At 48.5% G+C, this 16,484-nt stretch carries 13 protein-coding genes and 4 tRNA genes; 5 read left to right on the plus strand and 12 right to left on the minus strand.

From position 1 onward, the window contains the following. Nucleotides 1-200: 200 nt before the first annotated feature. The 9 genes from CRG49_RS09260 to ccoG all read right to left on the minus strand — a co-directional run bounded on the left by CRG49_RS09260 (nucleotide 201) and on the right by ccoG (nucleotide 4,666). Nucleotides 201-290, minus strand: a tRNA-Leu gene (locus CRG49_RS09260). 30 nt (nucleotides 291-320) lie between these two features. Then, nucleotides 321-394: transfer RNA gene (locus CRG49_RS09265), tRNA-Cys, on the minus strand. A 41-nt stretch (nucleotides 395-435) separates the two neighbouring features. Continuing rightward, nucleotides 436-511 (minus strand) — tRNA-Gly (locus tag CRG49_RS09270). 22 nt (nucleotides 512-533) lie between these two features. Beyond that, a tRNA-Gly gene (locus CRG49_RS09275) sits at nucleotides 534-609 on the minus strand. Nucleotides 610-701: 92 nt separating this feature from the next. Beyond that, nucleotides 702-1,274, minus strand: a complete 573-nt coding sequence (gene pgsA, locus CRG49_RS09280; protein WP_095503755.1) for a CDP-diacylglycerol--glycerol-3-phosphate 3-phosphatidyltransferase — start codon at nucleotides 1,272-1,274, stop codon at nucleotides 702-704. Nucleotides 1,275-1,403: 129 nt separating this feature from the next. Continuing rightward, on the minus strand, nucleotides 1,404-1,940 hold the full coding sequence (locus CRG49_RS09285) for a type IV secretion protein Rhs (protein ID WP_095503754.1): 537 nt from the start codon (nucleotides 1,938-1,940) through the stop codon (nucleotides 1,404-1,406). Next, nucleotides 1,933-2,475 (minus strand): DUF2062 domain-containing protein, encoded by a 543-nt coding sequence (locus CRG49_RS09290; protein WP_095503753.1) that lies wholly within the window; start codon nucleotides 2,473-2,475, stop codon nucleotides 1,933-1,935. The genes CRG49_RS09285 and CRG49_RS09290 overlap by 8 nt, the downstream gene beginning before the upstream one ends. A gap of 102 nt (nucleotides 2,476-2,577) precedes the next feature. Further along, nucleotides 2,578-3,129: a FixH family protein gene (locus CRG49_RS09295; protein ID WP_095503752.1), complete on the minus strand. Its 552-nt coding sequence runs from the start codon at nucleotides 3,127-3,129 to the stop codon at nucleotides 2,578-2,580. A 1-nt stretch (nucleotide 3,130) separates the two neighbouring features. Continuing rightward, the gene (gene ccoG, locus CRG49_RS09300; RefSeq protein ID WP_095503751.1) at nucleotides 3,131-4,666 is read right to left on the minus strand and encodes a cytochrome c oxidase accessory protein CcoG; all 1,536 of its coding nucleotides are present in this window, start codon (nucleotides 4,664-4,666) and stop codon (nucleotides 3,131-3,133) included. A 203-nt stretch (nucleotides 4,667-4,869) separates the two neighbouring features. On the opposite strand from ccoG, the gene CRG49_RS09305 reads away from it, so the two are divergent. Both CRG49_RS09305 and tkt read left to right on the plus strand, forming a co-directional pair. Next, a complete protein-coding gene (locus tag CRG49_RS09305; protein ID WP_095503750.1) occupies nucleotides 4,870-6,171 on the plus strand; it encodes an aminotransferase class I/II-fold pyridoxal phosphate-dependent enzyme in 1,302 nt (433 codons plus the stop codon). 146 nt (nucleotides 6,172-6,317) lie between these two features. After that, nucleotides 6,318-8,297 carry a transketolase gene (gene tkt, locus CRG49_RS09310; RefSeq protein WP_095503749.1) on the plus strand — a complete coding sequence of 660 codons (1,980 nt, stop codon included), beginning with the start codon at nucleotides 6,318-6,320 and terminating at the stop codon, nucleotides 8,295-8,297. Nucleotides 8,298-8,363: 66 nt separating this feature from the next. Here tkt and mutY read toward each other — a convergent pair whose 3' ends face one another. After that, nucleotides 8,364-9,413 (minus strand): A/G-specific adenine glycosylase, encoded by a 1,050-nt coding sequence (mutY, locus tag CRG49_RS09315; protein ID WP_095503748.1) that lies wholly within the window; start codon nucleotides 9,411-9,413, stop codon nucleotides 8,364-8,366. A gap of 183 nt (nucleotides 9,414-9,596) precedes the next feature. On the opposite strand from mutY, the gene CRG49_RS09320 reads away from it, so the two are divergent. Continuing rightward, complete coding sequence (locus CRG49_RS09320; protein WP_095503747.1) at nucleotides 9,597-10,637, plus strand: zinc-dependent alcohol dehydrogenase family protein; 1,041 nt, start codon at nucleotides 9,597-9,599, stop codon at nucleotides 10,635-10,637. Between the two features lie 180 nt (nucleotides 10,638-10,817). Here the strand turns inward: CRG49_RS09320 and acnB are convergent, their stop codons facing one another. Both acnB and clpX read right to left on the minus strand, forming a co-directional pair. Continuing rightward, on the minus strand, nucleotides 10,818-13,403 hold the full coding sequence (gene acnB, locus CRG49_RS09325) for a bifunctional aconitate hydratase 2/2-methylisocitrate dehydratase (protein WP_095503746.1): 2,586 nt from the start codon (nucleotides 13,401-13,403) through the stop codon (nucleotides 10,818-10,820). 251 nt (nucleotides 13,404-13,654) lie between these two features. Next, nucleotides 13,655-14,950: an ATP-dependent Clp protease ATP-binding subunit ClpX gene (gene clpX / locus CRG49_RS09330; RefSeq protein ID WP_095503745.1), complete on the minus strand. Its 1,296-nt coding sequence runs from the start codon at nucleotides 14,948-14,950 to the stop codon at nucleotides 13,655-13,657. 272 nt (nucleotides 14,951-15,222) lie between these two features. Between clpX and CRG49_RS09335 the strand changes: the two genes are divergently transcribed. Both CRG49_RS09335 and CRG49_RS13915 read left to right on the plus strand, forming a co-directional pair. Then, nucleotides 15,223-16,164 carry a serine hydrolase gene (locus CRG49_RS09335; protein WP_095503744.1) on the plus strand — a complete coding sequence of 314 codons (942 nt, stop codon included), beginning with the start codon at nucleotides 15,223-15,225 and terminating at the stop codon, nucleotides 16,162-16,164. Between the two features lie 149 nt (nucleotides 16,165-16,313). After that, a partial coding sequence (locus CRG49_RS13915; protein ID WP_157807890.1) for a helix-turn-helix domain-containing protein occupies nucleotides 16,314-16,484 on the plus strand: 171 nt, incomplete at its 3' end.

The following is a 16,484-nucleotide window of genomic DNA, read 5'->3' on the forward strand; positions in this document are numbered from 1 at the left end:
AGGTTTAACCACCGGCATGAAGATTTAGGTAAAATATTAATGAAGATGCTTCGAAATAACCCAATTTAATATTTTTGCTTCCTAAGCCCCATATTTATTACAAAACAGCATCCAGAACAACATAACATAAAAGCCGTCTGATTTTTTCAGACGGCTTTTTTATATTGGTTTCCTGAATAAGCAGGAATAAAAATGAGTGGTGGTGCCCGGAGCCGGAATCGAACCGGCACGACCTGTTTAGGGTCGACGGATTTTAAGTCCGTTGTGTCTACCTATTTCACCACCCGGGCAATAGTTTTATCGGAATAAAACTATTGAAGTGGAGGCGGGAGTCGGAATCGAACCGGCGTAGACGGATTTGCAATCCGCTGCATAACCACTTTGCTATCCCGCCATAATCAAAAAGTTGCTCTATTTCAAACAACTTTGTTATTTTGGAGCGGGAAACGAGTCTCGAACTCGCGACCTCAACCTTGGCAAGGTTGCGCTCTACCAACTGAGCTATTCCCGCAGGATAAATGTAAGCAGATGAATGGAGCGGGAAACGAGTCTCGAACTCGCGACCTCAACCTTGGCAAGGTTGCGCTCTACCAACTGAGCTATTCCCGCTCAAATTTAATCCGATTGTTACGCGCTGTAACAAGGAAGACACTATTATTATGGATTTGCTTCCGATCGTCAAGCTGTTTGTGCCATTTTTTTTAACTTTTTTGCGCCATTTCTTTCCAAGCCATTTTCAGGTAATAGAACATCGACCAAAGTGTAAGCACGGATGCGATAAACATCAACATGTTACCAATCATGATTAAGTCGAGGCCGTGAAAATTAGGCAAGCCGATGAGCAGCAATAAGATGGCGGCCATTTGCGCGGTGGTTTTTAATTTCCCGATGGTGGCAACGGCCACGCTGTTGCGCCGTCCCATTTGTGCCATCCATTCGCGCAGTGCGGAAATGGTGATTTCGCGACCAATGATGATCATGGCGAAGATGACGTAAGTGCGGTCAAGACTAACCAGCAGCAGCAGGGCAACGGCGACCATCAGTTTGTCGGCAACCGGGTCGAGAAACGCGCCGAAGTCGGAGGTTTGCTTCCATAGACGCGCTAAAAAGCCATCAAACCAGTCGGTAATAGCGGCCACGGCAAAAATGATGGCGGCTGTCCAGTTGACGGTTTGCGGGTCTATCCAGTTTTCCGGCAGATAAAAGAGTACGGTAAACACGGGAATGAGCAAAACGCGCATCCAAGTGAGAAGAATGGGAATATTCCAAGGCATTTGGCGACCTTTTCGGTAGGCTGGTGGTTCGCTTGATATCAAGTTGGCTATTATAGCGAATTTCATTGACTACCGATAATTTCTGAGGGTAAAAATTCCGCCACTAGGCGCTGGATTATTCAAATAGGTTTAGATAATCATGAAACGTCGATAACGCGGCAGTAACTGGCGCTGTGAAGGATTATCTAAAAAATCATGTAGGGCCGTCTGAAAAGCAGGCAGGTGGTGGCTATGCGGATTATGTGGTAAATAACGCGCGGCATAATAGTGGGCAAGAAGGTCGGCTTGCTGCTCCATATTTAAGTCGCTGAAGTGTTGGATGCTGTGTGGCGAGGGATACACATAGGCTTTGCGGCGAACATAGCCACCGACGGCCATCAGCAATATACCGGCATACCATGTTTTGAAACCCAGCTGATGCTGCCAAACATGAGTGAGCTCGTGAATCAGCCACATTTGATGGCTGTGGCCGGCCAGAGCAAAATCGGCAGGGCAGTTTTGTCGCGGAAAATAAATGTGGCCGTTGGGCGCAATGGCTACATTGATGTTGGGCAGATAGGGAATGCCGCGATAGATTTTGACGCGCGCATAATCGATGCCGTCTGAAAAAACGCGGCGCGCTATTTCGATTTCGTTTGCTGTCAAACGCCGCCAATGCTTACTCACGCGCTTCCTTTCGTTTGCGCCAATGGTATTGGGTGCGCAGTCGCCAGCCGATCAATACGGCGACATAACCAATCACAGCCAAAATCGAACCCAAAACAGGCACCCCGACCAGCAATGGTTTGCCCGCACCCAGCAGCCAAGTACCGAGTTCGCTGAAAAAATACGTATCCGACCAGCTTGGAAATTCTAGAGAATCGGCAGCTTCCACGCCCAAAATCAACGAACCGATTTTGTAGGCGGCATAATAAAGCGGCATATAGGTGATGGGGTTGGTGTAGAGCGTGCTGAATACAGCTACCGGTAGGTTTGTGCGTAAAAAATAGGCGACAATAAGCGCGCTCAGCATTTGCGTGGGGCCGGGCATTAAACCGCAAAACATACCCACGGCAACCGATACCGCAGCTTGGCGGCGATTGAGTGTCCAGAAATAGGGTTTGTCGAACAAAGGCGCAAAAGGCTTGCTCCAGCGTGATGCGAAAATCTGCTGGCGGTTGGGTAGTTTTTGGCGTAAACCTTTGGGCTTGGGTTGGCTCATGGATGGGCGGTAAAGTGAAACATAAAAGATAATATGGTGGATGGTGGGCGAGTTTTAAAGAGAAGGTCGTCTGAAAACTGTGCTTTCAGACGGCCTTGATTTTTATTGGGCGTTATCCGTGCCGAATAATTTATCCATCGGGGTCAGATTAATGGCATTGCCTTGGCTGGTAATCCATTTGTCTTCCACACGCCAGATACCGGCTTCATCGGCCACACGCACATACCAGTGATTGGTCGCAGGTAAAGGCTTGAATACGGCATCGTATTCCATGCGCTCGGCTGAACTGTTGCTGTCTACTGCTTTAAGCGTAATGGTTTGATCTTCCGCTTTTTTGGCAGGGTGCAACAATTGTAGTTGAACCGTCTGCTTGGTGTCGAAATCGCCGCTGACAAACACTTTGGCTTTATCCATATCTGGGCTGATTAATACCTGCGCCTGAATGTGGCGTTTGACTGCTTCTTCATCGCGCTGTAATTCGATTTCGATGTGTTTGCCGTCTTTGTAGTAATCGTCAGATACCAAGTCTGTCATGTTTTGCTTGGCCACAAAAAACATGGATACGCTGGCGATGACCACAAAAATCGGACCGACCATCAAAAACCACGGCCAGAAGTTTTTATACCAAGGTTGTACATTTTTTTTCTGCGACACATTATTCTCCGATAAAGGTTGCTTCTTCTTCAATCACCACTTTATCCGAATCGGCTTTACCTGATTCTTGGTAAACGAAGATAAATTCAATAGGGTGGCTGCCTTTGTCGGCATATTCCGGAATGGTGGATACTTGTACCGGAATGGTAATGGTTTCGCGGGCAGGCAGTTTCAAGCCTTCTTCCGGTAGGCCGGTTAATGCGATTTCTTCAAAGCCTTTTACGCTGGCGGTTAAGACTTGGTCGTATTCGCTGTTGTTGATGATGCGCAGATTATACGCATTTTCCAGCCAGCCTTGGTTGTTTTCACGAACCATTACGCCGCGGTCTTTTAAGATATCCACTTCGACCATTTTACGGGTGGAAAGGCCAGTAATAAAGGCAATAATCACAACAGCCAATATGGCACCATAACCGGCCACGCGTGGGCGTTTCAAGCGTTTCTTGATGTCGGATTCAGGATATTCATGCTCTAGTGCGCCCTCGGTGGTGTAGCGGATCAGGCCGCGCGGATAGCTCATTTTATCCATGATTTCATCACAGGCATCAATACAGGCGGCGCAGCCGATACATTGGTATTGCAGGCCGTCGCGGATGTCGATGCCGACCGGACACACTTGCACGCACATATTACAGTTAATACAGTCACCCAATGGGGTTTCTTCGCGGGAAACGCTTTTCTTACGCGCGCCACGCGGTTCGCCACGTTCGTAATCATAAGAAATAATCAGCGTGTCTTTGTCAAACATGGCACTTTGGAAACGTGCGTAAGGACACATGTGTAAACACACTTTTTCGCGCATGATGTGCGCCATGAAGAAGGTCATGAAGCCGTAGAAGGCCGCGGCAAACATGGCACCGCCACCAGCTGAACCATTAAACAATGCCGGTACAAATTCGCGAATCGGGTTAAACCAACCGGCAAAGGTAATACCCGTCCATGCGCAGAATAGGAAAATCAGCAGGTATTTAGTGGCTTTGATGCGGATTTTGGTGAAATTCCACGGCAATTTCTCGAGCTTTAAACGTTTGTTGCGGTCACCCTCGACTAAATGGTCTATCCACAGCATGATTTCGGTGTAAACCGTTTGCGGGCAAGAATAACCGCACCACAAGCGGCCGGCGATGGTTGTCCACCAGAACAGACCGAAGGCGCAAATCATCAGCAATAATGCCAGGTAAATCAAGTCACCCATACCCAACGATAAACCAAAGATATAGAAATGGCGGTCGGGAATGTTGAACAATACCGCTTGGCGGTCTGACCAATTAAACCAAGGCACAATATAGAACACAAATTGCGTCGCCAATACCGCGGCAATACGCAACTTGGCAAAGCGGCCTTCGGCTTTTTTCGGGTGAATGCGTTCGCCCACCGGATGAATTTGAATCGCAGCCGATTTCAGTTTGGCAGGTTTTGGCGGTGTTAATTTTTCCGCTTTAGCTTGCGCTTGACCGTCTTTTTCCGGCTCGGCTTGCGGCTCGCTGGCATGATGTTCGGGTTCGGCGGCCGGTGTTGGTTTTTCTTCGGCAGACATAGCTTGTTCCTTAATATCAATATATTTTTAATCGTGGTAGTGGGTGTGGCAATTCCATTTCAGACGGCCTAGGCCATCTGAAAATGTTTTGCAGCGGGAACTTTATAATCATAACATTTTCTGCCGTTCCTGCCGACCAAACCACTTGCTAATTTGTAGAAATTCATCTAATATTTTTTGAACTAATGCAAAAAAAGCTTTGTATGACTCAATTAAAACCTAAAGGCAATACCGCTGTCAATATTGCCCAATCTATCGAGCAGCTTATCCGCCGTAAAGTGTGGCCTGAAGGCTACCGTTTGCCGACGGTGCGCAGTTTGGCTGATGAATTGGGTGTCAATCCCAATACGGTATCCGCCGCTTACAAACAATTGCGCGATGCCGGTATTATCGATACCGACGGCCGCCGTGGCAGCTTTGTGCCGCATAAAACCGAAATTCTGCACAGCGAAACTGCCATTCCGCAAGGCTTGGTCGATTTGGCTTCGGGCAATGTCGATCGCCGTTTGTTGCCACCTTTGGCATCGGATTTGTTGGAACATTACAGTTTGAATGCGGATGTGGGCAATTATGGCGACCACCCTGAATTGATGAAATTTCTCAAAAATTGGTTGGCCGAACATATTGGCATTGAGAGCGAAGTGATGCTGCTTTCGAGCAGCTTGGATATTATGGAGCGCATTCTGATGCAGCGCTGCATCAGCGGCAGTAAAGTCTTGATTGAAGATCCATGCTGGCCGCCGCTGCCGGCTTTGTTGGCAACTTTGCGCTTAGAGGCCGTGCCTTTGCAGATGGATGATGAGGGCGCGGTGATACCCGAGCAATTGAACGATGATTTTTCCGTGGTGATTCTCACGCCGCGCGCGCACAGCCCGACCGGTATTAATTACAGCCAAGCGCGTTGGCAGCAATGGCAGGCATTTTTAAATCAGCGTGATGCCTTGCTGATTGTCGATGACCACTGGGCGGCTTTGAGCCAGCAGCCTTTTTACGGCATGCAAGGTTTTGAAGGCGAGTGGATGTACACCACGTCTACCAGTAAATTTCTTGGTACTGATGCGCGCATAGCGATTGCAGCGGGTAACAGCAATATCCTGCATGCCATGAAAAAACGTTTTGCTTTGGGCCCGCGCTGGATCAGCAAAATTCTGCAGCATTTGACTTGGCAATTGTGGCAGCAGCTGGAAGGCGAGGCCATGCATGAGATTTCGGAAAACTACCGTATCCGCCGCCAAACCTTGTTTGCATGCTTAAATCAACACGGAATTTTCCCTTTAGGCAAAAATGGCGAAGGTTTCCATATTTGGCTGCCGGTCGCCAATGAAGCGCAGGTGATTCAGTTTTTAGCGGCGAAAGGTTGGGCGGTGCAAAGCTGCGCGGCATTTCACTTTGCCAAACGTGGCTCGGTGCGCATTACCTTTAGTAATCTGGATTTGGCTGATTGCGCACGTTTGGCTGACGATATTGCTGAAACACTGAATGCAGGCCGTAAAACCATTTACTAAGCTTAATAGGCCGTCTGAAAATTTTCTGCATAGTTTTCAGATGGCCTTTTGCTTTGTCGCAATACTGTGCTTGAAAGCCTTGCAAAATCAAGCGATAATTCAAACCGTTTCCCCATATTCACATCTTTAAAAGAAAGAAGGTACTGATGTCACAACTGGCAAACGCAATCCGCTTCCTTTCCGCAGACGCGGTACAAAAAGCCAACTCCGGCCACCCGGGTGCGCCGATGGGCATGGCTGAAATGGCCGAAGTTTTGTGGACGCAATATCTCAACCACAATCCTGCCAATCCAAAATTCTACAACCGTGACCGCTTTGTGTTGTCGAACGGCCACGCGTCGATGATTTTATACAGCCTGTTGCATCTGACCGGTTACGACGTTTCTATTGAAGATTTGAAAAATTTCCGCCAATTGCACAGCAAAACACCGGGTCACCCGGAATACGGCTACACCGACGGCGTGGAAACCACCACCGGCCCGTTGGGTCAAGGTATTGCCAACGCAGTCGGCATGGCTCTGGCGGAAAAAATCTTGGCCGCTGAGTTCAACAAAGACGGCTTGGACATCGTCGATCACTACACCTATGTGTTCTTGGGTGACGGCTGCTTGATGGAAGGCGTGTCACACGAAGCCTGCTCGCTGGCCGGTACTTTGGGCTTGGGCAAGTTGATTGTTTTGTATGATGACAACAACATTTCCATCGACGGTAAAGTTGACGGCTGGTTTACCGAAGACATTCCACAACGCTTTGAAAGCTACGGCTGGCATGTGGTGCCGAATGTTAACGGCCACGATACCGCTGCGATTCAGACGGCCATTGATGCCGCTCGCGCCGAAACCGGCAAACCTTCTATCATCTGCTGCAAAACCTTAATCGGTAAAGGCGCAGCCACTAAAGAAGGCAGCCACAAAACCCACGGCGCACCATTGGGCGCAGACGAAATCGAAGCCACGCGCAAACACTTGGGCTGGACGCACGCCGCGTTTGAAGTGCCGCAAGAAGTGTATGAAGGTTGGGATGCCAAAGAAAAAGGTGCGCAACTGGAAAACGAATGGAACAAATTGTTTGCCGAATACCAAAGCCGCTTCCCTGAAGAAGCCGCTGAATTCGTGCGCCGCATGGACAAAGAATTGCCGAAAGACTTCGACGCTTATGTTCAGACGGCCTTGAAAGAAGTGTGCGACAAAGCCGAAACCATCGCCACCCGCAAAGCCAGCCAAAACAGCATCGAAACCTTGGCCAAAGTATTGCCGGAATTTGTCGGCGGCTCAGCAGACTTAACGCCTTCTAACTTGACCGACTGGTCAAACAGCAAAGCCGTGACCGCTCAAAACGGCGGCAACTATGTGCATTACGGCGTGCGCGAATTCGGCATGGGCGCCATCATGAACGGCTTGGCGCTGCACGGCGGTGTGAAACCGTTTGGCGCGACTTTCCTGATGTTCAGCGAATACCAACGCAACGCCTTGCGCATGGCAGCCCTGATGAAAATCAACCCGATTTTCGTGTTTACCCACGATTCTATCGGCTTGGGTGAAGACGGCCCGACCCACCAACCGGTTGAGCAAACCGCTACCTTGCGTCTGATTCCGAACATGGACGTATGGCGCCCTTGCGACACCGCCGAATCGCTCGTGGCATGGGCAGAAGCAGTGAAAGCAGCCGACCACCCAAGTAGCCTGATTTTCAGCCGTCAAAACCTGAAATTTCTGCAACGCAGCGATGAGCAGTTGGAGAATATCCAACGCGGCGGCTATGTGATCAGCGAAGCCCAAGGCGAAGCCAAAGCCGTGATCATTGCCACCGGTTCGGAAGTCGAATTGGCTTTGAACGCGCAAGCGGCTTTGGCTGAAGAAGGCATCGCTGTGCGCGTGGTGTCTATGCCGTCAACCAACGCATTCGACCGCCAAGATGCCGCTTACCAAGCCAGCGTATTACCGGCTAATCTGCCGCGCGTTGCCGTAGAAGCAGGCGTGACCGATGGTTGGTACAAGTATGTCGGCTTAAATGGCAAAGTAGTCGGCCTCGACCGCTTCGGCGAATCGGCTCCGGCAGAATTGCTGTTTAAAGAATTCGGCTTTACTACTGAGAATGTGGTTGCAACCGTGAAATCTGTTTTGTAAGTCAATAGCTTGAATAAAGGCCGTCTGAACTTCAGACGGCCTTTTTATTGCATTAAACCAGCAATATTAAAACAGGCTCTTTTGTGCTTGATTGAGATAGTTTAATAAAGGTTTGGGGAGTCCGTAATCAGCCAAATCTTCTTGTGCGACCCAGAGGCCGTCTGAAACGTTTTCAGACGGCCTTTCGTCTGTGGTAAACGGGGTAATCATCAAGAGGCGATGAGTCAGGTGGTGGGTGAATGTGGCTTCTTCATTAAGGCCGTCTGAATCCAGATTAAGGACTTGGGCGTATTGTTGTAAATCGGCCAAATTTTCAAAACACGGCACGCAATATAGGCCGCCCCAGATGCCTTTGGCCGGGCGTTTGTGTAGCAGAATTTGCTTGGCTTGGTTGCGCACAATCAGCCAATACAGCGGCAGGGTATGCACTTCAACCGCTGTTTTTTTGCGCGGCAGTTCGGCAATACGGTTTTGCTTTTTGGCTTCGCAAATGTCGTTCATCGGGCATTCGTGGCACAGCGGTTTGGTGCGTTTGCACACAGTTGCGCCCAAATCCATCAAGCCTTGGATATAAGCAGGTATATCTCCGCTTTCAGACGGCAACAGGCTTTCGGCAAGCTGCCAGAGCTGCTTTTCGAATTTTTTGTCTTGTGGATTGCCGTCAAGCGCATACACGCGGCACAGCACACGTTTGACGTTGCCGTCTAAGATGGTTTCGCGTTGGTTGAAGGCGAAAGCGGAAATGGCGGCGGCAGTGCTGCGGCCGACCCCGCATAGGGTTTCCAATTCAAGGCGTGTTTGCGGAAATTCACCGCTGAATTGTGCCACTACCTGCTTGGCCGCTTTGCGTAAATTACGCGCGCGGCTGTAATAGCCCAAACCTGCCCAAAGCGATAAAACCTCATCTTCGGCAGCATTGGCTAAGCTTTCGACATCGGGAAAGCGGTTTAAAAAGCGCGGATAATAATCTAATACGGTAGCAACTTGCGTTTGCTGGAGCATGATTTCCGACAGCCAAACAGCATAAGGATCTTTGACTTGCCAAGGCAGATGATGGCGGCCATGTTGGCGTTGCCATTGAATAAGGCGATTGGAAAAAGTAGCGGATTGGGACATGGCTTCAGACTGAATCAGGAGAGTTTGCGTTGTATCAAAAATAGTTTAAAAACAATGTGTTATATTATAACATGTAACAAAACTGAAATTGACTTTCATTAGTAGTAGGGCTATAAATAGGGTATGCCGTCATTCGAAGTTTCATCTTTTTTCGTTTCATCAAACAATAAAAGGAGTTGTACTATGAAAGCTATGGTGTACCACGGAGCGAACGATATCCGTTTTGAAGAAAAACCGCGCCCTGAGATTATCGACCCGACCGATGCAGTGGTAAAAATCGTTAAAACCACGATTTGCGGTACCGACTTGGGTATTTGGAAAGGCAAAAACCCAGAAGTTGCCGATGGCCGCATTCTCGGTCATGAGGGTGTAGGCATTGTAGAGGAAGTGGGCTCGGCTGTAAAAAATATCAAAGCGGGCGACAAGGTCATCATCTCTTGCGTGAGCAAATGCTGTACTTGCGACAACTGTAAAAAACAACTTTATTCACACTGCCGCAACGGTGGTTGGATTTTGGGCTACATGATTGACGGCACACAAGCCGAATATGTGCGTACGCCTTATGCAGACAACAGCTTGATTCCATTGCCTGATTCGGTAAATGATGAAGTGGCTTTGTTGTTGAGCGATGCGCTGCCGACCGCGCATGAAATCGGTGTGCAATATGGTGATGTAAAACCGGGCGATACCGTGTTTATCGCGGGTGCCGGCCCTGTGGGTATGTCTGCTTTGCTGACCGCACAGCTGTATAGCCCTGCTGCATTGATTGTGTGCGATATGGACGAAAACCGCCTGAAAATGGCGAAAGAGCTGGGCGCAACCCATGTGATCAACCCAAGCTCAGGCAATGTGGAAAAACAAGTATTCGATATTGTCGGCGAAGACGGTGTAGATTGCGCGATTGAAGCAGTGGGTATTCCGGCTACTTGGGAAATGTGCCAAGAAATCGTGAAACCGGGTGGACACATTGCGGTAGTGGGTGTGCACGCTCAGTCAGTTGATTTCAAACTGGAAAAACTGTGGATCAAAAACCTTGCCATTACCACCGGCTTGGTGAACAGCAATACCACTGAAATGCTGTTGAAAGCGATCTCGACCAGCTCGGTAGATTATACCAAGATGATTACCCACCGCTTCAAATTCAGCGAATTGGAAGAGGCGTATGATGTATTCAAACATGCTTCTGAAAATCAAGCGATGAAAGTGGTGTTGACTGCAGATTAATCATTAAGATGTAACTTGCATTTTTATGATGTAAAAAAGCCGTCTGAAACATATGGTTTCAGACGGCTTTAAATTTTATGCGTTAAGCCATCATGACTGATTGATTAATCACAATCAAACTAAAAGGCCGTCTGAAAGCAAATACTTTCAGACGGCCTTTGATGGTTTAGCCTACGCTAATTATACATTCACTTTTTCGGCAACTTCGTTGTAGCTGGCGATTTCGTTGAAGTTCATGTAGCGGTAGATTTGATCACCGTTTTCATCGATGATACCGATGTTGGCTTGGTATTCTTCGATGGTTGGGATTTTGCCCAGTTTCGAACAAATTGCGGCCAATTCTGCCGAACCCAAGAACACGTTGGTGTTTTTACCCAAGCGGTTCGGGAAGTTACGGGTGGAAGTAGACATCACAGTCGCGCCTTCGCGTACTTGTGCTTGGTTACCCATACACAATGAGCAGCCCGGCATTTCCATACGCGCACCTGCGCGGCCTAATACGCCGTAGTGACCTTCGTCGGACAATTGTTTCGCGTCCATCTTAGTCGGCGGTGCAATCCACAAACGAACCGGAGTATCGGTTTTGCCTTCCAGCAATTTAGAAGCGGCACGGAAGTGACCGATGTTGGTCATACAAGAACCGATAAACACTTCGTCAATCACGGTGCCTGATTTTTCAGACATGAAGCATACATCGTCTGGGTCATTAGGGCAGGCAATGATTGGCTCTTTGATGTCGCCCATGTTGATTTCGATAACCGCTGCGTATTCGGCATCGGCATCGCCTTCCAACAATTGTGGATCAGCCAACCAAGCTTCCATGGCTTTAATGCGGCGTTCCAAAGTGCGGGCATCTTCATAACCATCGGCGATCATGTTTTTCATCAACACGATGTTAGACGTCATGTATTCGATGATTGGCTCTTTGTTCAGTTTCACGGTACAGCCGGCTGCTGAACGCTCAGCAGAAGCATCAGACAATTCAAACGCTTGCTCAACTTTCAGATCAGGTAAACCTTCAATTTCCAAGATGCGGCCAGAGAAGATGTTTTTCTTACCGGCTTTGGCAACAGTCAGCAAACCGTCTTTGATGGCATACAATGGAATCGCGTTCACCAAGTCACGCAAGGTTACGCCCGGTTGCAGTTTACCGCTGAAGCGTACCAATACAGACTCAGGCATATCCAAAGGCATCACGCCAGTTGCCGCAGCAAAGGCTACCAAGCCAGAACCGGCAGGGAATGAAATACCGATTGGGAAGCGGGTGTGTGAGTCGCCGCCGGTGCCGACTGTATCAGGCAACAGCAAACGGTTCAGCCATGAGTGGATCACGCCGTCACCCGGACGCAGAGAGACACCGCCGCGAGTAGAGATGAACTCAGGCAATTCTTTGTGGGTGCGTACGTCAACCGGTTTCGGATAAGCTGCGGTATGACAGAACGACTGCATCACCATATCGGCAGAGAAGCCCAAGCAAGCCAAGTCTTTCAGCTCGTCGCGGGTCATCGGGCCGGTAGTGTCTTGAGAGCCGACAGTGGTCATGCGTGGTTCGCAGTAAGTACCCGGGCGAACGCCTTGTCCTTCAGGCAAGCCACATGCGCGCCCCACCATTTTTTGTGCCAATGAGAAACCGGCTTTGCTGTCAGCAGGAGCTTGTGGCAAGCGGAATTTATCAGAAGCAGGCAAGCCCAAAGCTTCGCGTGCTTTGGCAGTCAAACCACGGCCGATAATCAGGTTAATACGGCCACCGGCTTGCACTTCGTCCAGCAATACTTGAGATTTCAGCGCAAATTCGGCAACGGTTTCGCCGTTTTTCACGATTTTGCCTTCGTATGGCAAGATGTCGACAACATCACCCATTTGCAGGGCAGAAACATCTACTTCGATTGGCAATGCACCAGAGTCTTCTTGAGTGTTAAAGAAGATCGGCGCAATTTTACCGCCCAAGCATACGCCGCCGAAGCGTTTGTTTGGTACGAAAGGAATGTCTTCACCAGTGTGCCAAATCACAGAGTTGGTTGCTGATTTACGTGAAGAACCGGTACCCACTACATCGCCAACGTAGGCAACAGGATTACCTTTGGCTTTCAATTCTTCCAATAATTTGATTGGACCCACTTCGCCCGGTTTGTCAGGATTGATACCGTCGCGTGGGTTTTTCAGCATAGCCAAGGCATGCAGAGGGATGTCAGGACGGCTCCATGCATCAGGTGCTGGAGACAAGTCGTCGGTGTTGGTTTCGCCGTCAACCTTGAATACGGTAACGGTGATTTTTTCTGGAACAGCTTCGCGAGAAGTAAACCATTCGGCCTCAGCCCATGATTGCAACACTTCTTTAGCGTGCGCATTGCCTTTTTCGGCTTTTTCTTGAACGTCGTGGAATGAATCGAACATCAACAAGGTGTGTTTCAAACCTTTGGCTGCGATAGGCGCCAATTGGTCATTGTCGAGCAATTCGATTAACGGATGAATATTGTAACCGCCGAGCATGGTACCGAGCAATTCGGTCGCGTATTCGGCAGAAATCAGCGGGCTGGAAGCACTTCCTTCGGCAACGGCAGCCAAGAAAGAGGCTTTCACTTTGGCGGCATCATCCACGCCCGGTGGAACGCGGTTAACCAACAGGTCAACCAAGAATTCACCTTCGCCTTCTGGCGGGTTTTTCAACAGCTCGATCAAATCGGCAGTTTGCTGCGCATCAAGCGGGAGGGCAGGAATACCAAGGGCAGCGCGCTCAGCAGCGGCTTTGCGATAGGCTTCTAACATCTCTTTGTTCCTTTATGGTGTTTTTCTTCTGAGGGATTGCAAAAATTTGCGTTAAAGATTGTGAACAATCCTTCTTCATTATCATAGACTAATTTTAAGGAATTGAAAATACTCTTGTTGTAAGATGTAATAAAGATTTTTTATCATATTAAAGAATTAGGCCGTCTGAAAAATATCTGTGTGTAGAGTAAGACTTTAAACAACAGATTTTTTCAGACGGCCTGATTGATGCAATAATCTGATATTACTGATTATTTGCTGCTTTTACGCGTTTTCTTTGCTGCTTTAGGCTCTTGGTATTCGCTGCCGTCAGCCAGCAGTAATTTTGGTGCTTCGCCTTTGTCGATGACGCTTTGATTAATAACGACTTTTTTCACGTCTTTCAAATCCGGCAGCTGATACATGGTGTCGAGCAGGCAGCGTTCAACAATCGAACGTAAGCCGCGCGCGCCGGTTTTGCGTTCCATGGCTTGCTTGGCAATGCTGCGCAGGGCATCTTCTTCTATTTCCAATTCAACATCTTCCATGCCGAACAAGATTTGGTATTGTTTAACCAAAGCATTTTTCGGTTCGGTCAGAATATTGATCAGGGCATCTTCATCTAATTCGGCCAAAGTGGCGATCACTGGCAAGCGGCCGATTAACTCAGGAATCAGGCCAAATTTGATTAAGTCTTCCGGCTCGACGGTTTCGAATAATTCGGAAATATTGACGTTTTCATCTTTGCTGTGTACTGCTGCACCAAAGCCGATGCCGCCTTTTTCCGTGCGTTGGCGGATGACTTTTTCCAAGCCGGCAAACGCGCCACCGCAGATAAACAGGATATTGGTGGTATCAACATTGATGAATTCTTGATTCGGATGCTTACGGCCACCTTGCGGCGGAACACTGGCAACGGTGCCTTCAATCAGTTTTAGCAAAGCTTGTTGCACGCCTTCACCTGATACGTCGCGGGTGATAGACGGGTTGTCGCTCTTGCGGGAAATTTTGTCGATTTCGTCAATATACACAATACCGCGCTGGGCTTTTTCGACGTCAAAATCGCATTTCCCCAGCAGCTTGGTGATGATTTGTTCCACGTCTTCACCGACATAACCGGCTTCGGTTAAGGTAGTGGCATCGGCCATTACGAAAGGCACGTCCAATTTACGTGCCAAGGATTGGGCTAGTAAGGTCTTGCCCGAACCGGTCGGACCGATCAGCAGGATATTGGATTTGGATAATTCAACATTGCCGTTGGCTTTAGGGTGGCGCAAGCGTTTGTAATGGTTGTAAACGGCAACAGCCAAGGCTTTTTTTGCGTGTTCTTGCCCGATAACGTGATCGTTGAGATTGGCTACGATTTCGGCGGGTGTCGGCAGAGGGGCGTTCTCAGCAGCTTTGGGGCCATCCGGTTCGGCAGGGCTATCGCTCTCGGAATCTTGCAGCATGACACCGCAGGTCTCCACGCATTCGTTACAGATAAAAGCGTGCTCGCCTTCAATCAAATTTTTGACTTCATGTTCTGACTTGCCGCAGAACGAGCATGAGCGTTTTTCTTCAGACATAGTTTTTATTCTTTAAAATATTAATATGACAGCAGGGAAATCTTCCTAGAATGATTTCTTGATAAAGTTGCTTAGTATAATAAGTATCGTCGGGTTTATCAAATTTGCTGTCGGATTGTTGCGAAAATTTCGACATTGGGTGAAAGGTTGGCGGGATAACTTGCAAACAAACGCAAAGATTCAATGACTTGCTTTACATTTTTTTAAAAATTGTCGAAAATGACGGAATATTTTAATTGAAATGTTGTAACAAATCCGTGAAAGATACCGCTATGTCAGTAAAAAAATGGTGTAACAAATTAAGTGCGGCCTGCTTGGGTGTGACACTTGCAGCAACGGCTTTTCCTGCTGCTGCCAATGATATGGATGTATTGGGTCAGTTTCTAGAACAGAATTTCCCAACCCAGCAAGACCCGTTGGGCGCATTTGCCGAAACACAAGCCGAGAAGGTAGAAGCCCAAGCCATGATGGCAGGGCCGTTGTTGTCGTCGCAATCTGCGCTGATTCTGAATAACCGCACGGGTGAAGTGTTGTATCAGAAAAACGCCAACCGCGTGATGCCGATTGCGTCGATTTCAAAATTGATGAGTGCGATTGTGATTTTGGATGCCAAATTGGACATGAATCAAATGGTTGAGATTACACCGGCTGAGATTGACCGCTTGAAAGGTACCGGCAGCCGGCTCAGTATCGGTACTACATTACCGCGTAGTGAATTACTGCATTTAAGTCTGATGAGCAGTGAAAACCGCGCCACGCATGCGTTGGGTCGCACTTATCCGGGCGGCATGAGTGCATTTGTGGCGGCGATGAATGCCAAGGCGCAAAGCTTGGGTATGTACAACAGCCGTTTTTATGAGCCAACCGGTTTGGATTTTCGTAATGTGTCAACGGCACATGACTTGAGCCGTCTGGTTGCGGCAGCCAGCAAATATCCGCTGATCCGTACAAATTCAACTTCTAACTATGGTTCTGTCCAGACTGTGCGCGGTCGCCAGAATTACAAAAATTCCAATGCCTTAGTGCGTGAAGGCGCATGGAATATTGAGTTGCAAAAAACGGGTTATATCCGTGAATCAGGCCGCTCGATGGTAGTGAAGGCGAATGTACAAAACCAGCCAGTGACCATCGTTTTGTTGAATTCACCAAGCTCGGTACTACGTGTTAAAGATGCACGCAGTATCCAATCGTGGATGTTGCAAACCCGTTCTTAATGATGTGATTAAGAAATGCCGTCTGAAGATTATCGGTGAGATAGAAGGTTTCAGACGGCCTTACATTCGCCTAACAAGTGCAATTTCCAATAACAGAAAAGGCCAGTATGCGGTAGTATACTGCCTTTCCTGACAAGAAAGATTGCAATATGACCTACACACAACTGACCTCACACCAAAGATACTACATTTCCAGACATTACCGCAACCTACCCCTAAACCAAATCGCACAGAACATCGGTTGTCATCCCGCCACCGTCAGTCGGGAAATCAGACGGCATTCCGTCAACGGAACCTACTGTTACCGAAAAGCACAACAG

Source organism: Neisseria sp. N95_16 (assembly GCF_002551535.2).
GTDB lineage: Bacteria > Pseudomonadota > Gammaproteobacteria > Burkholderiales > Neisseriaceae > Neisseria > Neisseria brasiliensis.

Bases quoted from the DNA above. Each gene is read 5' to 3' on its own strand.
- pgsA (WP_095503755.1), bottom strand. From the start codon at position 1,274: ATGCCTTGGAATATTCCCATTCTTCTCACTTGGATGCGCGTTTTGCTC.
- CRG49_RS09290 (WP_095503753.1), bottom strand. From the start codon at position 2,475: ATGAGCCAACCCAAGCCCAAAGGTTTACGCCAAAAACTACCCAACCGC.
- ccoG (WP_095503751.1), bottom strand. From the start codon at position 4,666: ATGTCTGCCGAAGAAAAACCAACACCGGCCGCCGAACCCGAACATCAT.
- CRG49_RS09305 (WP_095503750.1), top strand. From the start codon at position 4,870: ATGACTCAATTAAAACCTAAAGGCAATACCGCTGTCAATATTGCCCAA.
- tkt (WP_095503749.1), top strand. From the start codon at position 6,318: ATGTCACAACTGGCAAACGCAATCCGCTTCCTTTCCGCAGACGCGGTA.
- mutY (WP_095503748.1), bottom strand. From the start codon at position 9,413: ATGTCCCAATCCGCTACTTTTTCCAATCGCCTTATTCAATGGCAACGC.
- CRG49_RS09320 (WP_095503747.1), top strand. From the start codon at position 9,597: ATGAAAGCTATGGTGTACCACGGAGCGAACGATATCCGTTTTGAAGAA.
- acnB (WP_095503746.1), bottom strand. From the start codon at position 13,403: ATGTTAGAAGCCTATCGCAAAGCCGCTGCTGAGCGCGCTGCCCTTGGT.
- clpX (WP_095503745.1), bottom strand. From the start codon at position 14,950: ATGTCTGAAGAAAAACGCTCATGCTCGTTCTGCGGCAAGTCAGAACAT.
- CRG49_RS09335 (WP_095503744.1), top strand. From the start codon at position 15,223: ATGTCAGTAAAAAAATGGTGTAACAAATTAAGTGCGGCCTGCTTGGGT.